We start from the raw sequence: 12,705 nt of genomic DNA on the forward strand, positions 1-12,705 counted from the left end.
GATATGGACCCTTGGCTTGCTGCAGGCTGAGGATGATTGACAGCAAATTGAAAGCTTGAACGTGCCACATGCCTTGCCGATGAAAAGCCTGTTGATGCGTTTGGCGGTGCTGGGTCTCGCTGGACTTGTCCTGGCCATGCCTCTCGCTGCCCGCGCCGATGAGGACGATGACGGCGACCATGACCGGGCACGGGATTTGTACGAGCACGGCGAAATCAAGGGCCTTGCCGATATACTGGACGTTGTCCGCGCCAAAGCTCCCGGCGATGTCGTGGCGGTCGATCTCGTCCGCAAGGCCAACAAATGGGTTTACCGGTTCCAGGTCGTCGGTGCCGATGGCCGGCGAAAGACCATCGACGTCGACGCCGGTGCCGGTGTCATCCTGCGCGATGGGGAGGGCGACTGATGAAGATCCTCCTCGCCGAGGACGAGCCCCGTATCGCTGCCGATATCGCGACTGCCCTCAAGGCATCTGGAATGGCGGTCGATGTCGTAAAGGATGGTGAAGCTGCCTGGTTCGCTGGCGATGTCGAGACTTATGACGCCGCGATTCTGGATCTCGGATTGCCCAAGCTCGATGGCCTCACGATCTTGAAACGTTGGCGGGCCAACGACCGCCGTTTTCCGGTTCTGATCCTGACCGCAAGGGGGATGTGGACGGAACGCGTGGAGGGGATCAACTCCGGGGCTGACGACTATCTTCCCAAGCCTTTTGAAATGGAAGAACTACTCGCCCGGTTGCGCGCCATCCTGCGTCGCTCGGTAGGGCAGGCGGCACCGGTTCTGAGGTCCGGCCCGCTGCTTCTGGACACGCGCCAGATGCGGATATCGCTGCGCGGCATCCCCGTTTCCCTGTCGCCGCTGGAGTACCGGCTCCTGGCGTTTCTGATGCATCATGCAGGACGGGTGGTGGCGCCGACCGAACTGGCTGAGCATCTTTACGATTCAGGCAACGACCGCGATCCGAACGCGATCGAGGTCATTGTAGCGCGATTGCGACGCAAGCTCGGCAGCGATGTCATCGAGACAAGGCGAGGGTTCGGCTATCTGATGCCCGACGATGCCGCCTGATGGGTAACTCGATCCGCTTCCGGCTGTGGTTAGCGGCAACCATCTCGATTCTTGTCGCACTGGGCATCGCCGGCGCCGGCTTGCGCTATCTGTTCGAATTGCACGTCGAGCGGCGCGTGGTGGGCGAACTGACAGTCGACCTCAACGAATTGATCGGCGCGACGACCTTCACAAGCGATGGCCGCCTTGTCGTGACCCCGGTGCTGACCGATCCTCGGTTTGCCAATCCACTGTCCGGCTACTACTGGCAGGTGGAGGACGTCGCCACGGGCAGCCTCGAGCGTTCGCGATCCTTGTGGGACGCCAAGCTGCTCCTGCCTGCGCGGAGCGCAAGTGGTGGGCTGCGAACGGTCGAGGAGTTCTCGGGCCCGGGCGGAGAACTCACTATTGCGGTCGAGCGCACGATCATCGATGCCGGAGGCCGATCCTTTCGCGCCATCGTGGCGGAAGATCATCGGACCGTTGAGGTGTCTGTAAGCGAATATGTTCGTGATCTCGCTCCGGCTCTCCTGATGCTCGCTGCAGTCCTCATGGCCGCGTTTTTCATCCAGATCACCATCGGCCTTGCACCGCTCAAGACCTTACGGGTCGCAGTCGGAAGCGTGATTGCGCAGCGAACGGCGCGGCTCGATGTGGTGGCACCAAGCGAGGTGCAGCCGCTCGCTGACGAAATCAATCGCCTTCTCGATGCCCAGGAGAAGGCTCTCGCTCGGGCGCGCTCGCGCGCTACCGATCTGGCGCATGGCCTCAAGACGCCGCTGCAAGTTCTTTCGGCCGACATCCGCGCGTTGAGAAAAAAAGGCGAGACGGATCTGGCCGACGAGATCGAGAAGAGCACCGGCGCGATCCGCCGCCATGTCGAGCGGCAGCTCGCGCGCGCCCGCCTCGCGCCCGGAGTCTCGGGCAAGGCATCCTGTGGGGTGTCGGACGTCGCGGCTGGCGTCGTTGCCGTCGTCAAACGAACGCCAAGCGGCAAACAGCTTTCTTTCACGATGGGGGTTGCGGAAGATCTGATGGCGCCAATCGACGAAGGCGACCTGTCGGAAATCCTCGGCAATCTGGTCGAGAACGCCGCCCGCTACGCAAAGTCGTCAGTCCGTGTCGATGCATCCGCCGCCGCCAGCGAGGTGATCGTCACCGTCGCCGATGATGGTCCAGGCATACCGGATGCCGATCGGGAGTCCGCCTTGTCGCGTGGCGTCCAGCTCGACAGCAAGGGCGGTAGCAGCGGCTTAGGCCTGGCCATCGTTTCCGACATCGTCGAAGCCTATGGCGGACGCCTTGCCATGGCCAACGCCGATCCGGGTCTGGTCGTGACCATTTCCTTGCCGCGACACAGCTGAGCGTGCTTCAGGCAAAACCCGGGAAGTAGTCGACCTTTATCTTCGAACGGCGAACGCCCATGGCCAGCAGCTTCTGACGCAGCGCCTTGACCATCGCTTGCGGGCCGGAAATGTAGAAAGTGCGCTCAAGATAGTCGGGTATGGCCAGACGTATCAGGCGCTCGTCGATGTAGCCGGGATACTGCCCGCGCTCACCCCCTTGCGCCACAGCGTGAACCGTCTTGATGCCAAGTTCCTGCCTGGAAGCGCCAAGCACGTCGCGATACGCGATGTCCTGCTGTCCCTCGGTTCCGTAGAGGATGACGATCGGTCGCCGCTCCTTGCGGTCGAGCAGATATTGCAGCATCGAGCGGAATGGCGTGATGCCGATGCCTCCAGCCAGGAAAGCGATCTTGGTGTCACGTTGGGCCGGCAGCGTGAAGTTGCCGGCCAGTTGCGCGGCGTGGATCGTGCTGCCTGGCTTCATGGTCATCAACTCGCGCTTGAAGGCGCTAGATTGCGGATAGAACTTGACGCCGAGGCGGACCGTTTCCTCCGTCGGCGCCGAGGCCACCGTGAAAAAGCGGCGGTTGCCGCGATTGTCGGCACGATCGAGGCCAAGCGTCCATTCGAGATACTGGCCGGCTTCAAAGGCGAGCTTGCGCGGCGAACGGAAGATGAAGTCAAAGCTGTCGACGGCTGATTGCTCGATGCGTTCCAAAGTCAGCACGAAGCGTCCCTTGGGACCCGCCGCATAGGCAAACAGGTTGCCGGTGAGCAGCGCCAGTTCCGGCGTGAAATAGAACGAGCCGATATGGATGTTGGGAGCAAACAGAAAGCCGACGATGGCGGCAAAGGCGATGCGCGGCCATCGCATCGTCGGTGCCGTCAGCGGCTCTGTCAGCATGACAAAGGCAAAAAACAGCAGGGGCGACGAGCCCAGTGTCTCCGCAAGTGCAGTCCCGTACTGCGACGGGTCGCTGGTTGCCAGAATGGTCGCCAGCGCCACGACAACGAAGGTCGAGACAAGATCAAGCCGGCGCAGTTTCCGCACAATGAGCACGCCACCAACCAGCACGAGTGGAAGCAACGGCAGATTGCCGCCAATCCACCAGGTCGCGGGCTGGTCGAGCAACAGCCCGGATAACGCCACGCCGAGCGCAGCCGGATTGAAAAGGTGCTTCCGGCCGATCGCGAGAATGAATTTGGAGGAAATCGCCCAGACGGACGCGAATGCCACCGCCGCGATCCCCTTGATGTCGGTGGTGGCTACCGGATCGAGGATGAGCGCAAGGATGAGCGCGGTTATGTAGACGGACTCGTTGTTGGCCGGGACCGCAAAGACGTGCGCAAAGACCTTGTTGGTGAGCCAGCAGGCGGCCAGCGCCAAAGCCATTGTGAAGGCGAGCGCAATCGGATCATGCGGCACGAGCTTGGCAAAGCCGAGGACAAGCGCCGAGCCGACCAGCGCCATCAGATAGTAGAGGACCAGCCGGTACATGGTCAGGTGATCGAGAAATCGGTCGATGGTTTTGATCATGGCAGGCAAAGGGCTCGGAACCCGGTTGTCGGCGTGGCGCGGCCATTGGTGCCTATGACATAGCCCTCCAGGCCAGGCCTCTGCTCGATGAAGAGAATGCCGTCCCGGCCCATGGCGAAGGCAGCGGTGGCGAAACGATCGGCTTCGAGCACATCGGCGCCAATGACGGTCAGGCTGACGATGTCCTGGATCGGACTGTCAATTGCATGCGGGTTGTAGATGTGTTGACCGCGGACATAGGTTCCAGAGGTCGCGACACCGCGGCCGCGGGGATAGACGATTTTTGCGATCTCTTCGGCGTTGAAGGGATTGCGGATGCCGACGCTCCAGTCCTGGCCCGAGGCATTCTTGCCGCGGGACTGCACGTCGCCTCCTGCCTCGACGAAGAAATCGCGGATACCGGCTCGCTGAACGATGGCCGCCGCGTTGCGGATGGCCCAGCCCTTGACGATGCCAGATGGATCGAGCGATCCGTCGGGCTTGCGAATATCGAAGTAACCGTCGGTCTCGTCTTTCGTCTGCCGCGCGAGAGCAAACACTTCGGTCATCTCGCCGCTCCATTCGACGACGGGGACGTCGCCGCGGTTGATGGTCATGATCTCGCTGTCGGCCCGGTATGTGCTGAAGCGCCGGTCGATATGCTCGAAATAGCCGAAGACTTTCTCGATCAGCTCACGGTTCGACGCGCCGCCGACGTCGACCGTAATGGGCATGCCCATCAAAATACGCGTGTCACGCATGGGCCTAAGACGATGCCTTCTTCAGCGCGCCGCGCAGCGACTGGATAAAGGCCCGGCTAGTCAGCGTCGCGCCCGAAATGATGTCGACATTGGCGCTTTGGGCGCTGATCGCTTCGTCGCGCAGCATGGGCAGCGCCTGCCTGTTGATGCTGATGGAGGTGCGGCGATCGGATGGATATTTGAGCACTTTCAGTGCCGAAAGCTGTCCGCCCTGCACGAGAGCCTGAATCTGGATGATGCCATAATAGGCATCAGCGGGCGGGCCGGTGTAAACGCCGTCGGCATAGCCCTGTGTGGCGACCTTCATGCCCGCCGGAACAAGACGCGCGGGCGCATCCGGATATGCCGGCCTCGGCTGGGGGACTGGTATGTAGACGGCGGGAGTTATGGCGAATGAAGGCCTTGACGACGCGGGATCAGTGACAGCCGGCGCCACAGGCTGTTCCGTTCGCATTGGCGATGGTTGGGGCGCGACCGGAACCGCTGTCTGCTTGAACGGATCATCTGGCCGTTCGGCCGGAACTGCTATGCCCGCCGTCGTTTCCCTGCCAATCGGAAACCTTGTTCTGAACCGAGGGTCGAGCGCCGGCAAAATCCGAGACATCGGGGCCGCCACGGTGGGCGCCGGTTCCGCCGACTGCGCGTCGGGCTCCTTTGGCGCGTTGGCCGGCAGCGCTGAGCCAAGCATGTCAGATGAGCCAAGCATATCGTTTGCCGGTTCTTGGCCGGCTTGATCCCAGACGTAAGCGCCAGAGGTGGCGATGACGAAAAGTGACAGGGCAATCTGTTTCATCGCAATTGTGTTTCCACGTTGAATCTCGCACGGCGATCCATCTGGTCATCCGCTTCGGATGCAATATCCCACGACCAAGCTGACAACTGGCTGTCAGCCGAGGTCGAGCTGCAAGAAGTCGCGAAAGCTCAAGGGGAAGGCAAATTGACTTGTCCTAGATCAAGATCGTCGCATAAGCAGCGAGGTAGGAAGGTTCTCTCAAGCGAGGTAGCTGCCTATGACTGTTGCCAACGAGCCCGCCGGATACACCGGAACCCAGATAGTGCTGCATTGGACAATCGCGGTGCTGATCGTCCTGCAGCTTGTAATCGGCGAGGACATCAAGCCGGCTTACCGGGCGTTCTCGCGCGGCACCGAGCCGGCAGCTGGCGACATCTTCAGCGCCAACATTCATGTCTATGTCGGTCTGGCAGTATTGGTGCTGGCGATCTGCAGGTTTGCGCTACGTCTCAGGCATGGCGTGCCGGAAACGCCGCCCGAAGAAAGCGTCCTCCTGAAGCGGATTGCCGCGGCCGCCCATTTCCTGCTGTATCTTTTCATCTTCGGGATGCCGATTACCGGGGCGCTGGCTTGGTACTTCAGCTTTCGGGCGATGGGCGAGATTCACGAACTCGCCAAGCCGGTGATCATCATTGTCGTCGGCCTCCATGCCGCAGCGGCGCTGTGGCAACATTTCTATGTGAAATCGGATGTGCTGGTCAGGATGCTGCGACCTGCCGGACGGCGCGCGCGGTGATGACATGGGCAGGCTGCACAATGAAAACCATCTCGTATCGCGCGTCGGCTGGCTGCGCGCCGCCGTGCTCGGCGCCAACGACGGCATTGTCTCGACGGCCAGCCTGATCGTTGGCGTGGCGGCCGCCAATGCCGCGGCCTCCAATGTTCTGGTGGCTGGGGTTGCCGGACTGGTCGCCGGTGCGATGTCCATGGCGGCCGGCGAGTATGTCTCGGTCAGTTCGCAGTCCGATACCGAACAGGCCGACCTTGCCCGCGAGAAGGGGGAACTGGCGACGCAGCCGGACTTCGAGCGACAGGAGCTTGCGGAGATCTATGTCAAACGTGGCCTGGAGCCAACGCTGGCCTTGCAGGTCGCCGACCAGTTGATGGCCAAGGACTCGCTCGGCGCCCACGCTCGTGACGAGCTCGGTATTTCGGAAGTGACTACAGCCAGGCCGATCCAGGCCGCGCTGACCTCCGCGGCTGCATTTTCGGTTGGCGCGGCCATGCCATTGGCGATGGTGTTTGTTTCGCCGGCCGCCTGGCTTGCCGCAACGGTGTCTGTTGCCTCACTCCTGTTCCTGGCGGTTCTGGGCGCTATTGGGGCCAAAGCCGGCGGCGCCAATGTGTTGAGGGCAACTGTTCGCGTCACCTTCTGGGGGGCGCTGGCAATGGCGCTGACCGCCGGTATTGGTGCCGTCGTTGGCACTGCCATCTGACGGTCCTGCGACCTTAATCCCGGCCCTTCCCATGGGCGCTTGTCGTACCCCAAATAATCTCGCCAGGATTCAACGCCAGTTCTGTGAAGTTGCGAAAGCGCAACGAAGGCGGCACGAGCGGGATGTATCACGAGGCTTCGCAAATCGCGGAGACGCCATCGTGAAGGAACTCAGTTCGATCGGTCGGAACATGGTTGTCGACGAGATCATGAGAAAATGGCCGGCAACGGTGGCAGTCATGCTGAGCTACAGGATGCTTTGCGTTGGCTGCCCGATCGGCACATTCCATACTGTGGCTGAAGCGTGCCTTGAGCATCACGTCGATGAAAGCCGTTTCATCGCCGACTTGGAAGCGACTGTCCGCCGCAGAGAATGAGATCAGCGCTTGTCCCGGTTCTCGGCCAGAACCACAAGGCGATGCGCATCCTTCACGGTGACCTTCTGGCGTCCGCTGACGATTATCCCATTGTCTTCCCATTTGCTGAGCAAACGGCTGACGGTGTGCAGCGTCGTTCCCGTCATCTCGGCAATGTCCTGCCTGGAAATCGGGAAATCGATTTCGATGCCGCTGTCGGTCTTTCGGCCGGTCTGGTTTGCCAGTCGCAGCAGCGCATGCGCAACCCGCTGCTCTACCTGCTCGGTGGACATCTCCACAACCCGCGTCTGCGTCTCCTGCAGCCTGGTTCCAACCGTCCTGTATGTGGCCGCCCCAAACACGGGGAAGCGCCCCGCCAGATCCGGCCACAGAGCATTTGGCCAGGCGAGCACCACGCAGTCCACCGCCGCGATGGCGCTGGCGGGATAAGTTGTCCGGCCCAGCGCCGCGGCGACGCCAAAGATTTCGCCTTCACTGATGTACCTAGCGATGACCTGTTGTCCGTCCGGCGTGGTGCGGACGACGCGTATATGACCGGAGATTAGCACAAAGAACGAATGGGCCTCGGTCTCCTGCTCGAAGATTGCGGATTCCTTGGCATAGCGTGACGATCGAGTGCTTCGCAGGATCTCGCTTTGCTCTTCGGGAGTCATCCCCTGGAAGAGCGGCAGCTGCGATATCAGCGATCGGTCCAGCGCAACCAAACGGTATTCCTCACGACCTCAAGACACCGCGCCAATCGCGCGGCAACCTTTCTTATCGTGAGTTTGCGCCAGCGCAAATTGTGAACAGGGGCCTCGGGCTAAATGGAATGGAACGGCGCAACGCCGCGAACATGAGACAAAGGACAAATCGATGAAACTCACCATCCTCGCCGCCGCAATTTCCCTCCTCGCGCTCGCCGGCGGCGCAAGCGCCGAAGAGCACGTCGTGCAGATGCTCAACAAGGGCGAAAAAGGCGCCATGGTCTTCCAGCCGGCCTTCGTCACGGCGGCACCCGGCGACACCGTCAAGTTCGTGCCGACCGACAAGTCCCACGATGCCGAGTCGATCAAGGCCATGATTCCGGACGGCGCCGAGCCCTTTAAGGGCAAGCCAAGCGAGGAGATCACCGTTACGCTGACCAAGGAGGGCGTCTACGGCGTCAAATGCGCGCCTCATTACGGCATGGGCATGGTGGCGCTGATTGTCGTCGGCAAGCCGGTCAATCTCGAAGCCGCCAAGGCGGTCAAGCATCCCGGTAAGGCAAAGACAGTGTTCGCTGATCTGCTTACCCAGGTTCCCGCCAACTGATCACCACACGAAGCCGCCAGCCAGAGGGGCAGACACGGGCCGGAAGAACCGAGGCGGCGGTTCATCCGGCCCGTTTCATTTGAGGATGCATGTCATGGCAATACCACGTTTGCGGCGCTATTCCGGCCCCGCCTTTCTTTCCTATGGGTTAAGGCCCTTCTTCTTCCTTGGGTCCCTGTACGCCGCGCTCTCGATTCTGCTCTGGCTGCCGATCTATGCGGGCGAACTCCAAGCCCACAGTCTTTTTGTTCCGGTCGACTGGCACATTCACGAGATGCTGTTCGGCTATCTGCCGGCGATCGTGACCGGGTTCCTGCTGACCGCCATCCCCAATTGGACCGGCCGGCTCCCCTTGCAAGGCCTGCCGCTGCTGGCGCTGGTTGTCTTGTGGCTTGCCGGACGCGCCGCTGTCTTCTTCTCGGCGGATATCGGTTGGCAAACAGCCGCTGTAGTCGATGGCTCTTTTCTGCTGGCGGTCGCTGCGGCGGCGGCACGCGAAATCGTCGCGGGACGCAACTGGCGCAACCTCAAGGTGCTGCTGCCGCTTGCTGTTTTGGCGTGCGCCAATGGCGCGTTCCATATCGAGGCGCACAGCCAAGGCATATCGGACATCAGCCGCAGGCTCGGCATGGCTGCGGCGATCATGCTCATCTCGCTGATCGGTGGGCGCATCATTCCAAGCTTCACCCGCAACTGGCTCGTCCGCGAAAATCCGGGCAGGCTGCCGGCCCCATTCGAGCGTTTCGACATCGCATCGCTTGTCATCTCAGCCATGGCGCTGGCAGCGTGGACGTTCGCTCCCGACCACGGCGCTTCAGGAACGCTTATGGCGGTCGCGGCAGTCTGCCAGGCGTGGCGTCTGTCGCGCTGGGCCGGCGAGCGCACATTGCGGGATCCGTTGGTGCTGGTTCTCCATCTTGCCTATGCCTTCGTGCCGATCGGTCTTGCCCTGGTTTCGTCGTCGATCTTCTTTCCCGATGCCGTGCCAGCGGCGGCAGGACTTCACGCGCTCGGCACTGGTGCGGTAGGTTCAATGACGCTTGCCGTGATGATCCGCGCGACGCTTGGGCACACCGGGCAAAAGCTCAAGGCCGGGAAAGGCGCCTTGTTCATCTTCGCGGCCGTGCTTCTGGCGGGACCATTGAGAATCCTGGCCGCTTTCGTGCCCTATGACGTGGTGATCGACATGGCCGGCACCGCATGGGTGGCGGCATTTGCCAGCTTCACCCTGATCTACGGAACCGCATTGATGATGCCAAAGGGACGGTGAGGCGACGGGGGGAGCAGGCGACAGTCGAAACGCGATGGAGCAGCCGCTGCTCTTTTTTTCACGCAATGCCGAGGTGGCCGAGGAAACGGTTCGCCCACCCTCGATGGTCCCGGACTAGCCTGAATCCAAGATTGTCGGGAGGCGTGCCAACAGCACAGCCTCCGCTTTTCCCGTCGCTGACGAAGTTCGACATGTAGGCTCTGTGAAGCCCTTCAAGGACGTGGACGCCACAATTGTCGACCGAGCTCGCACCACCGCCTCCATCTGCAGCCAACGTGGTGCGGACATAGCAGGTCGAGGTCCACTCCCAGACGTTGCCGGAAAAGTCGGCGAGGCCCAGGGAATTGAAACCAAACGAGCCACGGCTCTTGGGCATCGGGTCCGGTTTGCGATTGAGGTCCACCTCGGCCTTGTAGCTGGTGAGCCATCGTCTGGCGGGGTTGCTGGCGTCGTTTTCGACACCCTCGAATTCGCCTGCGAACCGCTCAGCAGCGGCAAAGGCCCACTCTTCGTCGGATGGCAGTCGCCATTGGTCGCCGGTCACTTCCGAATACCACCGGGCGTAGGCATTCGCATCGAGATAGCTTACTCCGGTGACGGGAGCTTTGCTCGGGATCGCGCGCGTCTCCTGAGCTGGCTGACAGCCGCCAGCCGACACGCAGTCCGCATAGTCGGCCGCGCCGACCTGGTAGGCCATGATTTCGAGAGGTCTGTCGAGTTGCCGCTCAAGGCGGGGATTGCCTTGCGGGCGTCCCTCTTTCAGGAACTCGCCCGGAGTCGGATAGATGATCGAACCGGAAAGCAAGACAACCGTCATAGCGATGGGGTGGGGGTGTAGTTCGCCGAAGACCGCCTGTAGCGACAGCCCTACCGGAACAGCAGCGGCGGCCAAGGCGACCGGCAGGACCTTCAGGATGAAAAGAGACATGGCTTTTGTCCATGCCCGGACAGCGACGCTGTCCGGGCAAATTGGAGTGCCGTCAGTTGGTGGCTATGGGTTTGGGCGCCTCGACCTGCGTCATCAGGTCGTCATCCCACTCGCCTTCGACCATGAAGTGAGCGGTTGCTCCGAGTTCCACAGCCTCAATCAGATTGTGATTGACGTAGGCGTAAACACCCGGCTGAAGGAACGTATAGAGCGCCGAGCCCGCAGAGCCGCCGCGGATGAACCAGGTTTCCAGGTCCTTGGCCGGCGGGTTGGCGAATTTGCCCTGTTCCCAGACATAGTCGCCGTGACCGCCGATCAGATGCGGCCGGGTATCGCGGTTGGCCTGTGAATGGACGATCAACACGGTCTCGCCGACTTTCGCCTTCATGGCGTTGTCGCCGGTCAGGGATCCGACCTTGCCGTTGAACACGACATGCGTCGGGATCAGCCCGCGCATGACCTTGACGATGTCATCGTAACCGTCGCCGGCCGATTCGTAGCTCTTGAAATTGCCCTTCTCGTCGCGCGGAATATAGAAATCGTTCTCGCCGATGTAGAAGATTTTGTCGTATTTGACCGGCTCGCCCTTGTCGTTCCTGAGCCCATCGCGCGGCAGCACCATGATTGCGCCGCTCATGCCGGAGACGACATGCCAAGGGATCATCGCACCACCAGGCGCGCAGTGATAGACGAACGTTCCCGTCCGCGTTGCCTTGAAGCGCAAGGTCACCTGTTCGCCGGGATTGATCAGCGTGAGACCGCCGCCGCCCAGAGCGCCCGTCGCGGCGTGGAAGTCGATGTTGTGGGCGAGTGAGTTGGTGTCGGGATTGATGAGCGTCAGCTCAAGATAGTCGTCTTGATGCACGACCATCAGCGGGCCGGGGATCGAGCCGTTGTAGGTCATCGCATTGAGCGTCGTGCCGTCGGCGTCGATGACAAGAGGCTTTTCCTCGATCGTGATGGTGAACTCGACGATCTTGGGTCCACCCTTGGCGACCTGATCGTGCGGATGCACGAACGGCGGTGCGACGAGCTTCATCTTTTCGCGGGCGAGCCCTCGAATGTCCGCCTTTGTCACAGGTGCCGAAAATGCAGGCAGTGCTGCCACGGCGGCAGCGCCAATCGCTGCCCCGAACAGAGCTTCACGTCGCGTGATCATGTCAGTCTCCTGTCTCTCAACCGTTGCGGATGAGCAGAACCTAGCTGATCTGACGCAGCGTTTCTTTGCGCTGGCGCAAATTGTAGACGTTAATCGCAGCAACAACAGCCCTCGGAATGCGGCGCTGAGCGAAATTTGAGATGCAGCAGTTTCGTGTCGCAGTTATCTGCAACGCTGCGAAGTCACCGGCGGCTTTCTGAAGATCAGCGGCCGCTTTTGTTTTTCAAAATGATCAGAATTCTCGCGGCGGCCCCCTCGCGATCTTTGTGCCGGGCATGACGAGCGCTATATGCAGGAGGAAAGTTGCCGACGGCCTCATGTCGAAGGATGTGGGAGGAAAGGAGAACCCAATGGACTCTGCTTTGCGTCTCCGCTTTTTCGCAGCTACGAAACCATCATGACCGAGTACGATTTTGTAAGGAAGAGGCTGTCCTTGACTTGCCCAAGCCCGGCAACGTTCTCCGCCGCAACGACCGCTGCCTTCCGTTGACGCTCGTCGACAATCGCCCCTGTCAGTTCGACAACGCCGTCGCTGACCCTCACATCAATCAAGTCACCATCGCTCCACGTTTGTCCCTTCAGTTCGGCAAGTACAGCCTTGCGGATCAGGTCGTCATCGGGTGGCGTGGTGCCCTGTTTCGACATGGTGCGGATCAGGACGCGCAGCAAATCAGTTCGCGTGATGATGCCGACGACCCTTTCCCGATCGACAATCGGCACAATGGCTTCGGCTTGCATGCTCACCTCCAGATTTTTAGTCAGACGATTATGGGACAT

General features: G+C 61.1%; 15 protein-coding genes. 8 read left to right on the forward strand and 7 right to left on the reverse strand.

The window, feature by feature from the left end; translation table 11 throughout:
• Nucleotides 1–61 precede the first annotated feature (61 nt).
• The 3 genes from FJ428_RS15630 (at nucleotide 62) to FJ428_RS15640 (ending at nucleotide 2,414) form a co-directional block, all read left to right on the forward strand.
• On the forward strand, nucleotides 62–406 hold the full coding sequence (locus FJ428_RS15630; protein WP_224518978.1) for a PepSY domain-containing protein: 345 nt from the start codon (nucleotides 62–64) through the stop codon (nucleotides 404–406).
• On the forward strand, nucleotides 406–1,071 hold the full coding sequence (locus FJ428_RS15635; protein ID WP_140879683.1) for a response regulator transcription factor: 666 nt from the start codon (nucleotides 406–408) through the stop codon (nucleotides 1,069–1,071). Before FJ428_RS15630 ends, FJ428_RS15635 begins: the two co-directional genes overlap by 1 nt.
• Before the next feature lie 80 nt (nucleotides 1,072–1,151).
• Nucleotides 1,152–2,414, forward strand: coding sequence for a HAMP domain-containing sensor histidine kinase (locus FJ428_RS15640; protein WP_224518961.1), 1,263 nt, complete (start codon nucleotides 1,152–1,154; stop codon nucleotides 2,412–2,414).
• 7 nt (nucleotides 2,415–2,421) lie between these two features.
• On the opposite strand, the gene FJ428_RS15645 is transcribed toward FJ428_RS15640, so the two are convergent.
• Genes FJ428_RS15645 through FJ428_RS30665 form a run of 3 tightly spaced genes read right to left on the reverse strand, consistent with a single transcriptional unit; the run spans nucleotide 2,422 to nucleotide 4,980 of the window.
• Nucleotides 2,422–3,933: an RnfABCDGE type electron transport complex subunit D gene (locus tag FJ428_RS15645; RefSeq protein ID WP_140879685.1), complete on the reverse strand. Its 1,512-nt coding sequence runs from the start codon at nucleotides 3,931–3,933 to the stop codon at nucleotides 2,422–2,424.
• A complete protein-coding gene (locus tag FJ428_RS15650; protein WP_140879686.1) occupies nucleotides 3,930–4,673 on the reverse strand; it encodes an FAD:protein FMN transferase in 744 nt (247 codons plus the stop codon). The genes FJ428_RS15645 and FJ428_RS15650 overlap by 4 nt, the downstream gene beginning before the upstream one ends.
• A gap of 4 nt (nucleotides 4,674–4,677) precedes the next feature.
• Nucleotides 4,678–4,980 (reverse strand): FMN-binding protein, encoded by a 303-nt coding sequence (locus FJ428_RS30665; protein ID WP_224518962.1) that lies wholly within the window; start codon nucleotides 4,978–4,980, stop codon nucleotides 4,678–4,680.
• A gap of 703 nt (nucleotides 4,981–5,683) precedes the next feature.
• Here FJ428_RS30665 and FJ428_RS15660 point away from each other — a divergent pair.
• The 3 genes from FJ428_RS15660 to FJ428_RS15670 all read left to right on the forward strand — a co-directional run bounded on the left by FJ428_RS15660 (nucleotide 5,684) and on the right by FJ428_RS15670 (nucleotide 7,278).
• Entirely contained in the window at nucleotides 5,684–6,202 is a 519-nt protein-coding gene (locus FJ428_RS15660) for a cytochrome b/b6 domain-containing protein (RefSeq protein WP_140879688.1), read from the forward strand.
• Nucleotides 6,203–6,206: 4 nt separating this feature from the next.
• Complete coding sequence (locus FJ428_RS15665) at nucleotides 6,207–6,902, forward strand: VIT family protein (protein ID WP_140879689.1); 696 nt, start codon at nucleotides 6,207–6,209, stop codon at nucleotides 6,900–6,902.
• A gap of 160 nt (nucleotides 6,903–7,062) precedes the next feature.
• Nucleotides 7,063–7,278 carry a DUF1858 domain-containing protein gene (locus tag FJ428_RS15670; protein ID WP_140879690.1) on the forward strand — a complete coding sequence of 72 codons (216 nt, stop codon included), beginning with the start codon at nucleotides 7,063–7,065 and terminating at the stop codon, nucleotides 7,276–7,278.
• A gap of 2 nt (nucleotides 7,279–7,280) precedes the next feature.
• Here FJ428_RS15670 and FJ428_RS15675 read toward each other — a convergent pair whose 3' ends face one another.
• Nucleotides 7,281–7,982, reverse strand: coding sequence for a Crp/Fnr family transcriptional regulator (locus FJ428_RS15675; protein WP_140879691.1), 702 nt, complete (start codon nucleotides 7,980–7,982; stop codon nucleotides 7,281–7,283).
• 151 nt (nucleotides 7,983–8,133) lie between these two features.
• Here FJ428_RS15675 and FJ428_RS15680 point away from each other — a divergent pair, with 151 nt between their 5' ends.
• Together FJ428_RS15680 and FJ428_RS15685 are read left to right on the forward strand one after the other, a co-directional pair.
• Complete coding sequence (locus FJ428_RS15680; RefSeq protein WP_140879692.1) at nucleotides 8,134–8,571, forward strand: pseudoazurin; 438 nt, start codon at nucleotides 8,134–8,136, stop codon at nucleotides 8,569–8,571.
• Between the two features lie 94 nt (nucleotides 8,572–8,665).
• A complete protein-coding gene (locus tag FJ428_RS15685) occupies nucleotides 8,666–9,841 on the forward strand; it encodes an NnrS family protein (RefSeq protein WP_140879693.1) in 1,176 nt (391 codons plus the stop codon).
• 58 nt (nucleotides 9,842–9,899) lie between these two features.
• On the opposite strand, the gene FJ428_RS15690 is transcribed toward FJ428_RS15685, so the two are convergent.
• The 3 genes from FJ428_RS15690 to FJ428_RS15700 all read right to left on the reverse strand — a co-directional run bounded on the left by FJ428_RS15690 (nucleotide 9,900) and on the right by FJ428_RS15700 (nucleotide 12,666).
• On the reverse strand, nucleotides 9,900–10,769 hold the full coding sequence (locus FJ428_RS15690) for an SUMF1/EgtB/PvdO family nonheme iron enzyme (RefSeq protein WP_140879694.1): 870 nt from the start codon (nucleotides 10,767–10,769) through the stop codon (nucleotides 9,900–9,902).
• 52 nt (nucleotides 10,770–10,821) lie between these two features.
• The gene (gene nirK / locus FJ428_RS15695) at nucleotides 10,822–11,928 is read right to left on the reverse strand and encodes a copper-containing nitrite reductase (RefSeq protein ID WP_140879695.1); all 1,107 of its coding nucleotides are present in this window, start codon (nucleotides 11,926–11,928) and stop codon (nucleotides 10,822–10,824) included.
• Between the two features lie 384 nt (nucleotides 11,929–12,312).
• The gene (locus FJ428_RS15700; RefSeq protein ID WP_181167306.1) at nucleotides 12,313–12,666 is read right to left on the reverse strand and encodes a BON domain-containing protein; all 354 of its coding nucleotides are present in this window, start codon (nucleotides 12,664–12,666) and stop codon (nucleotides 12,313–12,315) included.
• Between the last annotated feature and the right edge of the window lie 39 nt (nucleotides 12,667–12,705).

It is taken from the genome of Mesorhizobium sp. B2-8-1 (assembly GCF_006440955.1).
In the GTDB taxonomy this organism is placed as follows: domain Bacteria; phylum Pseudomonadota; class Alphaproteobacteria; order Rhizobiales; family Rhizobiaceae; genus Mesorhizobium.

What these genes read in the sequence shown, in the direction of transcription:
- FJ428_RS15645 (WP_140879685.1), bottom strand. Translation starts at nt 3,933, where the DNA reads ATGATCAAAACCATCGACCGATTTCTCGATCACCTGACCATGTACCGG.
- FJ428_RS15690 (WP_140879694.1), bottom strand. Translation starts at nt 10,769, where the DNA reads ATGTCTCTTTTCATCCTGAAGGTCCTGCCGGTCGCCTTGGCCGCCGCT.
- FJ428_RS30665 (WP_224518962.1), bottom strand. Translation starts at nt 4,980, where the DNA reads ATGAAGGTCGCCACACAGGGCTATGCCGACGGCGTTTACACCGGCCCG.
- nirK (WP_140879695.1), bottom strand. Translation starts at nt 11,928, where the DNA reads ATGATCACGCGACGTGAAGCTCTGTTCGGGGCAGCGATTGGCGCTGCC.
- FJ428_RS15685 (WP_140879693.1), top strand. Translation starts at nt 8,666, where the DNA reads ATGGCAATACCACGTTTGCGGCGCTATTCCGGCCCCGCCTTTCTTTCC.
- FJ428_RS15665 (WP_140879689.1), top strand. Translation starts at nt 6,207, where the DNA reads ATGGGCAGGCTGCACAATGAAAACCATCTCGTATCGCGCGTCGGCTGG.
- FJ428_RS15650 (WP_140879686.1), bottom strand. Translation starts at nt 4,673, where the DNA reads ATGCGTGACACGCGTATTTTGATGGGCATGCCCATTACGGTCGACGTC.
- FJ428_RS15700 (WP_181167306.1), bottom strand. Translation starts at nt 12,666, where the DNA reads ATGCAAGCCGAAGCCATTGTGCCGATTGTCGATCGGGAAAGGGTCGTC.
- FJ428_RS15635 (WP_140879683.1), top strand. Translation starts at nt 406, where the DNA reads ATGAAGATCCTCCTCGCCGAGGACGAGCCCCGTATCGCTGCCGATATC.
- FJ428_RS15660 (WP_140879688.1), top strand. Translation starts at nt 5,684, where the DNA reads ATGACTGTTGCCAACGAGCCCGCCGGATACACCGGAACCCAGATAGTG.
- FJ428_RS15680 (WP_140879692.1), top strand. Translation starts at nt 8,134, where the DNA reads ATGAAACTCACCATCCTCGCCGCCGCAATTTCCCTCCTCGCGCTCGCC.